This window comes from Streptomyces sp. NPDC008137, assembly GCF_042957035.1.
In the GTDB taxonomy this organism is placed as follows: domain Bacteria; phylum Actinomycetota; class Actinomycetes; order Streptomycetales; family Streptomycetaceae; genus Streptomyces.
Map to the genome: position 1 here is coordinate 180,882 of NZ_JBIBHN010000003.1, position 11,810 is coordinate 192,691.

Genomic DNA, 11,810 nt, shown 5'->3' on the forward strand with positions numbered 1-11,810 from the left:
TTCACCATGGGCTCGACCTCTGCATCCATCACGGGAAATGACTCCCACGGGCCCGCCGCGGACGGGGGCGGGCGGGGGGCGCGGGGGAGGGCGGAGGGCCACGCCCCCCGTCCTGTGAACGTACCGCCGCTTTTCCTCGCGGACGCCTTCCGTGCCCAACCCCGCAACCACTTGGCCAAGTCGGGCGGGGTCGCCTCGACTTCAGCCGAGGACCACAGCTCCAGCCGGCCCGGCTCGGCGCCCAGGCGGTGTCACCCGGCGCGCAGCTGCTCCCGGTACCAGGCCGCCGCCCCGGCCAGCCGCTCCAGCGGTCCCGGCCCGGGGGCGCAGCCCGTGAGCCGCCAGATCTCCTCGCTCTCGTACCAGTGGTCCCGCGCCAGCAGGGCGAACTGCCGCTCGCTGATCCGCCCCGGCGTCTCCCGCAGCCGCACGAGGCACTTCTCCCAGGCCCAGTCGTCGGCGCCGGCCGACGGCAGCACGTCCAGCTCGGCGAGTCTCGCCATGAGGTCGCCGCCCCGCACCGGCACCGGATGGCTGGCGTGGTGGACACCGGCGGCCACGGCGTCACTGTCCGGTGCAGTGACCAGGGCGGTGACGAGGCGTGCCAGGTCGTCGACGTCGACGGCGGAGACCTGGCCGCGTCCGCCGTCCCAGCGGGCCGGTACCCGCCGGAGCAGTTCGCCGAGCGCGGGTACGACCCAGCGGTCCCCGGGACCGAGGACCAGCCCGGGGCGCAGCACGACGGCTCCCGCGTCGAGCGCGATCCGCTCGGCGGCCAGCCGCGTACGGCTGGCCGCCGACACCGGCGCGGGCACGACCCCGCCGACGGGGATGCCCCGGTGCGGACCGGGCCCGTACACCGCCGCCGTGGACAGCTGGACGACCCGCCCCACCCCCGCACGCCGCGCCTCGTCGACGATCGCCCGGGTGCCGCCGACGTTCGTCCGCTCGCACTCCTCCGCCCCGCCGGAGACCCGGCAGGCGAGGTGGACGAGGACGTCCGTACCGCTCGCCGCTCCATGGAGGGACGCGGGGTCCGACAGGTCCGCGCGCACCCACTCCACGCCCGCCCGTTCCCCCGCGTCGGCGGGAACCGCGCGGGCGACGGCCCGCACCTCGACCCCACGCCCGTCGGCCCCGCGTGCCCGCAGCAGCCGGCGCAGGACCGCCCGCCCGACGAACCCGGTCGAGCCGGTCAGCAACACCCGGACCGGTGTCATGAAGCCGCACCCTCCTCGGGCTCGGGCGCCACCGCCGGTTCCCCCGCCGTCTCCCCGTTCCCCGGGAACTCCAGCGAGGCGACCACCTCCGCCGGCGCGATGGCCGGCAACAGACATCGCAGCATGTTCTCTATGCGCGCGGGCAGGTCGGACCGGTTGGTGGAGAGCCGGGACATGATCTGCGTACCGGTGTACGAGGCGACGATCACCTGGGCGAACGCGGCCTCGTCCACCTCCGGGTTGAGCTGGCCGAGTTCACGCGCCTCGGTCAGATGGGTGCGGAACTGCTCGGACCACCAGTCGTAGATCGAGTAGTCGAGCAGGTTCACCTCGCTCTGCTCGACGGCGAGCCGGACGCCCGCCCGGAACAGCACGTTGGAGCGCATCTCCACGGCCAGGTACTGGCACACGTCGATCAGCTGCTGCAACCCCTTCTTGCCCTGGGGCCATTGCAGCTCGGCGGCCTGGTCGACGATGACCGCGCGGGCCAGTTCCTCCTTCGACTTGAAGTGGAAGTACATGGCTCCGGTCGTGATGCCGGCTCTCTGCAGGATCGCGTTCAGACCCGCGCCGTGGTACCCGGCCTGGTCGAACACCTCCGCAGCAGCGTGGATGAGCGCGGCCCGAGTCCGTTCCGCGCGTTCCTGCCGTTGTCGTGCCATCGGCAGACTCCCTCACACCCGTAGACAAACAAAAAGAACGACCTCTATTTTATTCACGTCGGCGCCGCCCTGTCACTGCGGCCGCCTTCGCTTCACTTGCGCGTGCCCATTGGAGAGTCACCGCATCAGGGGGGAACACCATGTCCATCAGCCTTGCCCAGTACAGCGTCGAGAACCGTTTTGAGACGGTTTCGCCCGTCCTCACCCACAAGACGAACCAGGACGAAGTGCTGCTGCGCAACTGGCGGCGGACCGCGCCCGACGCTTTCACGGTCACGGCCGCCTGGCCCGCCACCCACCCGTTCTACGTCAACCGGCTGGGTCTGCACGACCCGCTGATGCTCAGCGAGACCGTACGCCAGACGCTGCCGCTGCTGTCCCACGGCGCCTACGGCGTGCCGTTCGGCCACCAGCTGCTGTGGAAGGACTTCAGCTGGACGCTCGACCCGGCCGCCGCTCGCGCCGACGGGGGGCCGGCCGAGCTGGAACTGCACATCACCTGCGACGAGGTGACCTACCGTCGTGAGCGGGCGTCCGCGATATCCCTGAGAGTCGACGTCGAGCGCGCCGGCCGCCCGCTGGCCTCGGTGCGCTCGCGCTTCACCATCCAGGACCGCACCGTCTACAACCGGCTGCGCGGCCCGTACGCCGACGCGGCCGCGGCCACCGCGCGCGCCGTGCCGCTGCCGCCTCCCGCGGGTCTCACCCCGTTCGGCCGCGACCGCTTCGAGGACGTGGTGCTCGCCGCGACCGACCGGCCCGACCGCTGGCAGCTGCGGGTGGACACGACCCACCCCATCCTCTTCGACCACCTCGTGGACCACGCCCCGGGCATGCTGCTGCTGGAGGCCGCCCGCCAGGCGGCACTGGCCACGGCCCACCCCGGCACCGTGACGGTCACCGGCATGGACAACGACTTCGTGCGCTACGCCGAGATGGACGTCCCCTGCTGGCTGGAGGCGGAGCAGCTGGCGGACCCGGACCAGGTCAGGATCAGCGCCCGGCAGCACGGCAAGGAGATCTTCGCCAGCGTGGTGACCCTGGCCGCCGCGCCCGCCGATTCCACCGACCACCGCGTCTGACATGTGCCTCTTCCGCTCTCTCCGCCGACCCGCGCCCCCAGGGCGGCGGTCAGTCCGCCCCGGGTCCGCCGGGCGGGTCGGCGGTGGCGGCCGCGTCCCGCAGGGCGTCCAGCAGGCCGCGCAGGGCGGGCTGTTCGAGGGCGGTCTCCCGTACGGCGGCCGAGATCACCCGGACCGGTTCGGGGTTGCGGACCGGGCGTACGACGACGCCGGGGTGCCGGTTGCGCAGTCCGAGACCCGGCATCAGACCCACGCCGAGACCGGCCGCGACGAAGCCCTGCGCGGTGGCGTAGTCCTCGCTCTGGATGACGAAGTCGGGGCTGAAGCCGGCCGCCGCACAGGAGTCGATGACGGGTTCGAGGCAGGGCCCGGGGGGCTCGCTGCCCACCCACTGCTCACCGGACAGCTCATGGAGGTCGACGACTTCCCTGTCGGCGAGCGGATGGCCGAGGGGCAGCACGGCGGCGTACGGGTCGTCGAGGAGGTGGACGATCCGGAAGCCGTCGCCCGCGCGGTCACGGTCCTGGACGACCACGGCCAGGTCGGCCCGGCCCCGTACCACCTCCTGGAACGGGTCCTCGGGGTCGGTGAGTTCGAGGTCGACGCGCACGCCGGGGTGCTCGGTGCGCAGCCGGGCCAGGGCGGGCGCCACCAGGGTGGAACCGGCCGTGGCGAAGTAACGGACCGACAGCAGGCCGGTGCGCCCGGCGCGGAGGTCCGCGAGGGCGGACTCCGCCTGCGCGACCGCCGAGCTGATCAGGGCCGCGTGCTCGGTGAGCAGCAGGCCCGCGGCGGTGGGGCGCACCCCTCGGCCGACCCGCTCCAGCAGCGCCGTACCGGCCTGCTTCTCCAGTGCCGCCACCTGCTGGCTCACGGCGGACGGTGTGTAGCCGAGGTGGGACGCGGCGGCGGTGACCGTGCCGCTGGTGACCACCGCGCGCAGGACCTGGAGCCGCCTCACATCAAGCATGTAGCTGAGCTTAACAGAATAGGTAGAATCATTTGCTTGTCCTCAAAGCTTGACTCAGGCACCTTCGTAGGACCGGGACGAGAACGCACCGGGCGGGCTTCATGGGACGGAGGAACATCGTGAACAGCGGTACGCGGAGTCTGTGGGGCGGATTGCGGGTGGCGGTGCTCGCCCTGCTGTGGGGATCGACCTTCCTCTGGATCGAGCTGGCGCTGCGGGGGCTCTCCCCGCTCCAGGTCACGTTCGTCCGCTGCGCCCTCGGCGCGCTGGTCCTCGTCGTCGCCTGTTACGCGACGGGTCATCGGATGCCCCGGGGCGTGACCGTCTGGCGGCACATCGCCGTCGCGGCCTTCTTCTGCAACGCGCTGCCGTTCGCGCTGTTCAGCCTGGGCCAGCAGACGGTCGACTCGGGTCTCGCCGGTGTCCTGAACGCCACGACCCCGCTCTGGTCGATCGCCCTCGGCCTGGCCCTCGGCTCGGAGCGCGGACTCCGCCCCGTACGGCTGGCGGGGCTGCTGCTGGGCTTCACCGGGACCATCGTGATCTTCGCCCCCTGGCAGACGACCGGCGCGACCGGCTGGGGCGCCCTCGCGATCCTCGGCGCGGCCGCCAGTTACGCCGTCGCGTTCACCTACATGGGCCGCACGCTGGTCCGCAAGGGCACTCCCACCATCTCGCTGTCCGCCGCCCAGCTGGTGGCGGCGAGCGGGCTGACCGCGCTCGCGATGCCGGTGGGGGGCCTGGAGTCGGTCGACGTCGGCCCGGCCGTCGTGACCGCGGCCGTCGTCCTGAGCGTCTTCTGCACGGCGATCACCTTCCACCTCACCTACCGCATCATCAACGACGAGGGCGCCACCAACGCGGCCGTGGTGGGCTATCTGCTGCCGGTCGTCTCGGTCCTGCTGGGCGCGGTGGTCCTGGGCGAGAGCCTCAGCGCGCGGGTGGTGCTGGGCATGGTCGTGGTGCTGGTGGGCGTCGGGCTGACACGGCGGAAGGTGGCGGTGGCGGTGGCGTCGGGTTCGGCTCCGGGGGGCGGGAGCGTGGGCTCCGAGCCGCAGATCGACGAGGCGGGGGACTCGGGGGAGCGGGGCGCCAGGGGGCTCGCGACGGAGAAGCCGGCCTCCGGGCAGTCGGCCTCCGAGGAGCCCGGCACCGTACAGCCGGGCTTCGAAGCGGCCGGCACCGTACAGCCGGCCTCCGGGCAGTCGGCCTCCGAGGAGCCCGGCACCGTACAGCCGGGCTTCGAAGCGGCCGGCACCGTACAGCCGGGCTTCGAAGCGGCCGGCACCGAACAGCCGGCCTCCGCTGCGCCCGCTGCCGCGAAGCCGGACTCCGCGGAGCCGAGCCGCGGTGACACTCCCCGGCGTACCCCCGGGCGCACGCTGCTGGAGAACGCCCGGTGACCCTCGGCGGATCCGAGCCCCGGCTCTGGTCGGCCTATCGCGCGCTGACCGAGAAGGCGGTCTTCACGGACCTCACCCACGCCTTCGGGCCCGGGCAGCCGCATTTCCCGGGCTTCGGGGACGAGCGGCGCGAGACGCTCTTCGACCTGGAGCGCGGCGACGGTTTCACCGTCCACCGCCACACCCTCGTCGGCCAGTGGGGCACGCACGTCGACCCGCCCTCGCACTTCGTGGCCGGGGCACGTCCGCTGGACCGCATCCCGGTCGAGGAGATGATCCTGCCGCTGGTCGTGCTCGACATCACAGCCCGGGTGGAGACCGACCCCGACGCCACGCCCACCCTGGACGACGTGAGGTCATGGGAGGAGCGCAACGTCCGTGTCCCGTCCGGCTCGTTCGTCGCCCTGCGCACCGGGTGGAGCCGGCGCTGGCCGGACCAGGTGGCGATGGCCAACCGGGACGAAGCGGGCGTCAGTCATACGCCGGGCTGGTCGGCCGAGGTGCTGCGGTATCTGTTCGAGGACGCGGGCGTCACGGCCATCGGCCACGAACAGGCCGACACCGACCCGGGCCTCGCCGCCTCCGCGGGTGACTACAGCCTGGAGACATACGTCCTGGGACGCGACCGCTGGCAGATCGAACTGCTGACCAACCTCGACCGGCTCCCCGAGGCGGGGGCTCTGATCATCGCGACGTGGCCCAAGCCACAGGGCGGTTCAGGGTTCCCGGCGCGAGTGTTCGCCGTACATCCGGCGCAGTAAGCGAGTCCCGGGGGTGCCATGGCAACGGCCAGGGCCGCCACCCCCCACAGGAGAGGCCCCGGCCGTCGCGCGGCACGGGCCGCGCGGCGGCCCGTACTCCCTACAGCGCCATGTCTGCGTTTTCTGTCACACCTGCCGTGTCACGGCTTAGTTGCATCGCGGACGGGCATGGACGGGGAATGGTTTCAGGACGTAACGTGCCTTTCGCGCCAACGCGAAGGCGGCAAGACCACCGCAACCACCTGCGGAGTTAATACCGCAACCATCACTTGAGGAACCACGACGGCGAGAACCCGGTCCGCGAGAGCGGCGCCGGCTCAGGCGCAGAAGGGCGCGCGGTGCTGGGGGACGACGCGGAGCTGACCGCCGCGGTGCGTGCGGCACAGGACGGAGATGAGACCGCGTTCCGGACTGTGTACCGAGCCGTGCACCCGCGGCTGCTCGGATATGTACGGACGCTGGTCGGCGACCCCGACGCCGAGGACGTCACGTCCGAGGCGTGGCTGCAGATAGCCCGTGACCTGGAGCGGTTCACCGGCGACGCGGACCGGTTCCGCGGCTGGGCCGCCCGTATCGCCCGAAATCGTGCGCTGGACCATATACGTATGCGCGGGCGCCGGCCCGCGATCGGCGGGGACGAGACCGAACTGACCGGCCGGGCCGCGGAGTCCGACACCGCGGGCGAGGCCATGGAAGCGCTCGCCACGGACGGCACGTTCTCCCTGATCGCCCGGCTGCCGCAGGACCAGGCCGAGGCGGTCGTGCTGCGGGTGGTCGTGGGGCTGGACGCGAAGACCGCCGCCGAGACGCTCGGCAAGCGCCCGGGCGCGGTCCGCACGGCGGCGCACCGGGGTCTGAAGCGGCTCGCCGAACTGCTGGGTGACGCCCCGCAGGCTGATCCGGAATCGGCCGGGGTGCTCGACGCCCTGCCGCCTCCGCGAGAACCGCGCGGAGGTGCGGTGACGTCCGCAGGTGTGACGCAAAGCGTCCCGCGGACGCAGAAGGATGTGTGATGGCCGACGAGCAGTACAGGTGGCTGGACCGCGAAACGGCGGAGCGTTTGCTGAGCGGAGAGCCCCTCGAAGCTGTCGACGGCGCCGACCGGGCCCAGGCCGAACGACTTGCCAAGTCCCTCGGGGCGCTGTCCGCGTCACCCCCGCTGACCAGCGAGGAACTCCCCGGTGAGGCCGCGGCGATGGCCGCTTTCCGCAAGGTGCGCGCGGAGCGTGCCGACGCCGCGGCGGCCCTCGCGGCCTCGGAGGGCACGGGCGGACAGGCCGCCGACGACGTGGTCGACGCCGGACTCGTCCGGATCGGTACCTCTCGCGGCGGTGGCTCCGGCGCTGTCCGGCGGCCTCGCACGGCCCGCCCCGCACGCCTCGCCCTGGCCGCCGTGCTGGCTGTCGGAATGGTCGGCGGGATCGCGGTCGCGGCCGGAACCGGAGTCCTCACACCGTTCGGCGGCGACGAGCCCGACCCCGGCGCGTCGGTCTCCGCCGCCGTCTCGCCCCCCGGGCGGTCGCCGACCTCGCCTTCGCCGAGCGACGCCGTGCAGGGCGGATCCACTCCGGACGACGGCCCTGGTGACGCCCCGAGCGGCCCCGCGGCGGGCGGCGCCGGTGCCTCCGGAGGGGACGACACACGCGACGAAGCCGCCCCGAAGCCCGGCCAAGGCGAGCGGGGAGACCGCCCCGGCGAGAGCCGCGGAAAGCTCGCCTTGGCCTGCCGCGACCTCCGCGACGGCAAGCGGCTGAACGCCGACCGCAGGCGCGCCCTGCGGGATGCGGCGGGCGGCACCCGGGTGTGGAAGTACTGCAAGGGCGTCCTGTCCACGACAGGTACCCGCTCCACGGACGGCGACGACGAGGGCGGCGACCAGGGCAGGCGCCAGAACAAGGACGGGAACACAGACGAGAACAAGGACGGCGACAGGGACAAGAGGAAGGCCAGGGACCGGGACCGGAACGGGGACCGCGAGCAGGACCGCGACCGGCACCACCGGAACGACGGCGACGACCACGCGGACCGCAGCCATTCCCGGCAGTCCCTCGCACCCCTCCGACCTGCGGTTTCGTACTCCGTGAAAATCTCCCGGCCGGCGGTGTGACGTTTTCGGCCGCCCCGGCGCAGTAATGAGTGAGCCGACTGGTCATCGGCCGTCGCACAGAGCCGGGGTTCCCCCCGTACCTACGGCTCGTGCACCTGAGCGCGGGCGGGACACGTTCCCCCGGTCCCGCCCGCGCCCCAACTTCCCGCCTCTCCCTCCCGAGTCCTCACCAGGACACGACGACCTTGTCGCCGTCGCGGACCCGCGCGTACAGCTCCGCGATCGCCGCCTCGTCCCGTACGTTGACGCAGCCGTGCGAGGCCCCCGCGTAGCCCCGGGCGGCGAAGTCCGCCGAGTAGTGCACGGCCTGGCCGCCGCTGAAGAACATCGCGTAGGGCATGGGTGAGTCGTAGAGCGTCGACACATGGTCGCGGGACTTCCAGTAGACCGAGAAGACACCCTCCCGGGTCGGCGTGCCGCTGGAGCCGAAGCGGACGGCCACCGTCGACACGGTCCGCCCGTCGATCATCCAGCGCAGCGTCCTGCTGGTCTTGTCGATGCACAGCACCCGGCCCCTCGTGCAGCGCGGGTCCGGCGGGTCGGCCGGCTGGCCGCCCATCAGGTACAGGTCCCATCTGCCTGGCTCGCGGGTCATCCGCAGCAGCCGCTGCCAGGTGACGGTGTCCATCCGCCCGGTGCGCGGCAGCCCCCGCTTGCCCTGGAAGCCGCTGACCGCCCGCTCCGTCTGTTCGCCGTACGTCCCGGTCGGTCCCTCGAAGAGCCAGGCGACCTGCCGCAGCCGGGCCTGGAGCTCGCGGACGTCCCGGCCGGTGGCACCGCGGGACCACAGCACACGGGCCGGGGCGGGCGGTGCCGCGCTGGGCTTGTCGTCGTCGGGCGGGGCGGGCGCGGAGGGCGCGGTGCTCCGGCTGCCGCCGCCGGGCGGGGTGCGCGCCGGGGACGGGATGCCACTCGGTAACTCGATGTGCACCGGCGAGCGGCGCTTTCCGTCGCCGTCGGGCGGCTGCACCGTGCAACCGGGCAGCGCGGCCAGTGCGGCCAGCGCGGCGAGTGCCGCTGTGATCGCTCTCCCCATGCCCGTAGTACGCACGCGGCCCCCTGTCGTCTCACCGGTGTGCCCGGATGCCACCCGAGATGTTCCCCCGGCGTGACCCGTCGTGAACCAAGGGGCATGGTGGTGAGCGAGGTCCTGACCATCCACTGCTCGGCGGGAGGCACACACCATGGCGCGTGAGTCGGAGTCCGGGCTGCCCATCGAGCCGGTCTACGGGCCGGAGGCTCTCGAGGGCTGGGATCCCGCGGAGAAGCTGGGGGAGCCGGGGACGTACCCCTTCACGCGGGGCGTGTACCCGTCGATGTACACCGGCCGCCCCTGGACGATGCGCCAGTACGCGGGCTTCGGCACGGCGACGGAGTCCAACGCCCGCTACCGGCAGCTGATCGCCCACGGCACCACCGGTCTGTCCGTCGCGTTCGACCTGCCCACCCAGATGGGCCACGACTCCGACGCCCCGATCGCGCACGGCGAGGTCGGCAAGGTCGGCGTGGCCGTCGACTCCCTCGACGACATGCGGGTGCTGTTCGGCGGCATCCCGCTGGACCAGGTCTCGACGTCGATGACGATCAACGCCCCGGCGGCCCTGCTGCTCCTGCTCTACCAGCTGGTCGCCGAGGAACAGGGTGTCAGCGCGGACCGGCTGACCGGCACGATCCAGAACGATGTACTGAAGGAGTACATCGCCCGGGGCACGTACATCTTCCCGCCGAAGCCGTCGCTGCGCCTGACCGCCGACATCTTCAAATACTGCGGGGCCGAGATCCCGAGGTGGAACACGATCTCCATCTCCGGCTACCACATGGCGGAGGCGGGCGCCTCGCCCGCGCAGGAGATCGCCTTCACCCTGGCCGACGGTGTCGAGTACGTCCGTACGGCGGTCGCGTCCGGCATGGACGTCGACGACTTCGCACCGCGCCTGTCGTTCTTCTTCGTCGCCCGTACGACGTTCCTGGAGGAGGTCGCCAAGTTCCGTGCCGCGCGGCGGATCTGGGCGCGGGTGATGAGGGAGGAGTTCGGCGCGAGGAACCCCAAGTCGCTGATGCTGCGCTTCCACACGCAGACGGCAGGGGTGCAGCTGACGGCCCAGCAGCCCGAGGTGAACCTGGTCCGGGTCGCCGTGCAGGGCCTGGGAGCGGTCCTCGGCGGCACCCAGTCCCTCCACACCAACTCCTTCGACGAGGCGATCGCCCTCCCGACCGACAGGAGCGCGCGTCTGGCCCTGCGCACCCAGCAGGTCCTCGCTTACGAAACGGACGTGACGGCGACCGTCGACCCCTTCGCGGGGTCCTACGCCATCGAGAGGATGACCGACGACGTCGAGGCCGCGGCCGTGGAGCTCATGGCCAGGGTCGAGGAGCTGGGCGGTGCCGTGGCCGCCATCGAACACGGCTTCCAGAAGGGCGAGATCGAGCGCAACGCCTACCGCATCGCGCAGGAGACCGACTCCGGCCAGCGGGTGGTGGTCGGCGTCAACCGCTTCCGGTCCGACGAGGAAGAACCGTACGAGCCACTGCGCGTGGACCCGGCCATCGAGTCCCGGCAGGCCGAACGCCTCGCCAGGCTGCGGGCGGAGCGCGACCAGCGGGCCGTGGACACCGCACTGACGGCTCTGAGGAAGGCCGCGGAGGGTTCGGACAACGTCCTGTACCCGATGCGGGAGGCCCTGCGGGCACGGGCGACCGTGGGCGAGGTGTGCGACGCGCTGCGGGAGGTGTGGGGGGCGTATGTCCCCTCGGACGTCTTCTGAACGGGGCCGATGACCGGGGGAGGGAGAGTGTCAGACCCGCGTGCGACACTCCTTCGCATGTTCGGTGTCATCGATCTGCCCACCTACCTCGTGGGCCTCGTCCTGATCGTCCTGCTGCCCGGTCCCAACTCGCTGTACGTGATCTCCGTCGCCGCGCGACGCGGTATGCGCACCGCGTTGTTCCTGGGCTTCGCGGTGAAGCTGTCCCTGGCGAGCGGCGCGTAGCACCTCACCGGCTCCGGCCGAACCGCGCGAAGTACTCCGCCAGCCCGGTCGCCGAGTCCCCGGCCCAGCCGACGTAGCCGTCGGGCCGTACGAGGAACAGCCCGGCCCCGTAGGCCCCGTGCGCCGGGCCGTGGACGGTCCGCACTCGCTCGCCGAGGGCGGGAAGCCACGCCGCCCCGCCCAGTGCCGGCACCGTCCAGTGCGGTCCGCGGAAGGCGTCGAAGAGGCGCGTCCCGTCCACCGTCCCGTCGGGTGCGCGGTCCCCGGCCCGGACTGGTCCGGGGCCGGTGCGGGTCTCCCGGGCACGCCGGGCAGATGGAGGAGAACCTGCGCCTGTTCACGGCTGCCGGTCTCACCCTCGCCCAGGCGGTCCGCGCGCTCACCACCGCGTACATGTACACGCTCGGCTTCGTCACCGAGGAGCAGGGCGTGCGGCCGCTGCCGGACGAGCGTCGCGAGGGGCACGACGTACACGAACGCGCCCGCCTGATGGCCGACTTTCCCTTGTCGGCCCAGGCGGGCGCGGAGATCTTCGAGGACTACGAGCGGCACTTCGAGGAGGGACTCGCCCTCGTGATCGACGGGATCGGGGCGCGCTACGGGGTCTCATGAGGC

At 72.4% G+C, this 11,810-nt stretch carries 9 protein-coding genes and 4 pseudogenes; 8 read left to right on the plus strand and 5 right to left on the minus strand.

Annotated features, from left to right (window positions below):
- Window positions 1-251: 251 nt before the first annotated feature.
- The gene (locus ACFZBT_RS06805; protein ID WP_391099264.1) at window positions 252-1,220 is read right to left on the minus strand and encodes an NAD-dependent epimerase/dehydratase family protein; all 969 of its coding nucleotides are present in this window, start codon (window positions 1,218-1,220) and stop codon (window positions 252-254) included.
- Window positions 1,217-1,882 (minus strand): ScbR family autoregulator-binding transcription factor, encoded by a 666-nt coding sequence (locus ACFZBT_RS06810; RefSeq protein WP_391099266.1) that lies wholly within the window; start codon window positions 1,880-1,882, stop codon window positions 1,217-1,219. The genes ACFZBT_RS06805 and ACFZBT_RS06810 overlap by 4 nt, the downstream gene beginning before the upstream one ends.
- 140 nt (window positions 1,883-2,022) lie before the next feature.
- Between ACFZBT_RS06810 and ACFZBT_RS06815 the strand changes: the two genes are divergently transcribed.
- Window positions 2,023-2,964, plus strand: coding sequence for a ScbA/BarX family gamma-butyrolactone biosynthesis protein (locus ACFZBT_RS06815; RefSeq protein WP_391099269.1), 942 nt, complete (start codon window positions 2,023-2,025; stop codon window positions 2,962-2,964).
- Between the two features lie 49 nt (window positions 2,965-3,013).
- On the opposite strand, the gene ACFZBT_RS06820 is transcribed toward ACFZBT_RS06815, so the two are convergent.
- Complete coding sequence (locus ACFZBT_RS06820; RefSeq protein WP_391099272.1) at window positions 3,014-3,934, minus strand: LysR substrate-binding domain-containing protein; 921 nt, start codon at window positions 3,932-3,934, stop codon at window positions 3,014-3,016.
- 101 nt (window positions 3,935-4,035) lie between these two features.
- On the opposite strand from ACFZBT_RS06820, the pseudogene ACFZBT_RS06825 reads away from it, so the two are divergent.
- The 4 genes and pseudogenes from ACFZBT_RS06825 to ACFZBT_RS06840 form a co-directional block, all read left to right on the plus strand.
- A pseudogene (locus ACFZBT_RS06825) lies at window positions 4,036-4,942 on the plus strand (DMT family transporter); the annotation flags it as partial.
- Window positions 4,943-5,333: 391 nt separating this feature from the next.
- Entirely contained in the window at window positions 5,334-6,098 is a 765-nt protein-coding gene (locus ACFZBT_RS06830) for a cyclase family protein (protein WP_391099274.1), read from the plus strand.
- A gap of 338 nt (window positions 6,099-6,436) precedes the next feature.
- Window positions 6,437-7,111 (plus strand): sigma-70 family RNA polymerase sigma factor, encoded by a 675-nt coding sequence (locus ACFZBT_RS06835; RefSeq protein WP_391099871.1) that lies wholly within the window; start codon window positions 6,437-6,439, stop codon window positions 7,109-7,111.
- Window positions 7,111-8,205, plus strand: a complete 1,095-nt coding sequence (locus ACFZBT_RS06840) for a hypothetical protein (RefSeq protein WP_391099276.1) — start codon at window positions 7,111-7,113, stop codon at window positions 8,203-8,205. The genes ACFZBT_RS06835 and ACFZBT_RS06840 overlap by 1 nt, the downstream gene beginning before the upstream one ends.
- Window positions 8,206-8,371: 166 nt before the next feature.
- Here the strand turns inward: ACFZBT_RS06840 and ACFZBT_RS06845 are convergent, their stop codons facing one another.
- Window positions 8,372-9,241 carry a L,D-transpeptidase family protein gene (locus tag ACFZBT_RS06845; RefSeq protein ID WP_391099278.1) on the minus strand — a complete coding sequence of 290 codons (870 nt, stop codon included), beginning with the start codon at window positions 9,239-9,241 and terminating at the stop codon, window positions 8,372-8,374.
- Between the two features lie 148 nt (window positions 9,242-9,389).
- On the opposite strand from ACFZBT_RS06845, the gene ACFZBT_RS06850 reads away from it, so the two are divergent.
- Window positions 9,390-10,970, plus strand: a complete 1,581-nt coding sequence (locus ACFZBT_RS06850; RefSeq protein ID WP_391099281.1) for a methylmalonyl-CoA mutase family protein — start codon at window positions 9,390-9,392, stop codon at window positions 10,968-10,970.
- A 57-nt stretch (window positions 10,971-11,027) separates the two neighbouring features.
- Window positions 11,028-11,144 (plus strand): annotated as a pseudogene (locus ACFZBT_RS06855) (leucine efflux protein LeuE); the annotation flags it as partial.
- 55 nt (window positions 11,145-11,199) lie between these two features.
- Here the strand turns inward: ACFZBT_RS06855 and ACFZBT_RS06860 are convergent.
- Window positions 11,200-11,493: pseudogene (locus ACFZBT_RS06860) on the minus strand (pentachlorophenol monooxygenase); the annotation flags it as partial.
- A gap of 5 nt (window positions 11,494-11,498) precedes the next feature.
- On the opposite strand from ACFZBT_RS06860, the pseudogene ACFZBT_RS06865 reads away from it, so the two are divergent.
- Window positions 11,499-11,807: pseudogene (locus tag ACFZBT_RS06865) on the plus strand (TetR/AcrR family transcriptional regulator C-terminal domain-containing protein); the annotation flags it as partial.
- Window positions 11,808-11,810: the final 3 nt, after the last annotated feature.

Bases quoted from the DNA above. Each gene is read 5' to 3' on its own strand.
- ACFZBT_RS06805 (WP_391099264.1), bottom strand. From the start codon at position 1,220: ATGACACCGGTCCGGGTGTTGCTGACCGGCTCGACCGGGTTCGTCGGG.
- ACFZBT_RS06810 (WP_391099266.1), bottom strand. From the start codon at position 1,882: ATGGCACGACAACGGCAGGAACGCGCGGAACGGACTCGGGCCGCGCTC.
- ACFZBT_RS06815 (WP_391099269.1), top strand. From the start codon at position 2,023: ATGTCCATCAGCCTTGCCCAGTACAGCGTCGAGAACCGTTTTGAGACG.
- ACFZBT_RS06820 (WP_391099272.1), bottom strand. From the start codon at position 3,934: ATGCTTGATGTGAGGCGGCTCCAGGTCCTGCGCGCGGTGGTCACCAGC.
- ACFZBT_RS06840 (WP_391099276.1), top strand. From the start codon at position 7,111: ATGGCCGACGAGCAGTACAGGTGGCTGGACCGCGAAACGGCGGAGCGT.
- ACFZBT_RS06845 (WP_391099278.1), bottom strand. From the start codon at position 9,241: ATGGGGAGAGCGATCACAGCGGCACTCGCCGCGCTGGCCGCACTGGCC.
- ACFZBT_RS06850 (WP_391099281.1), top strand. From the start codon at position 9,390: ATGGCGCGTGAGTCGGAGTCCGGGCTGCCCATCGAGCCGGTCTACGGG.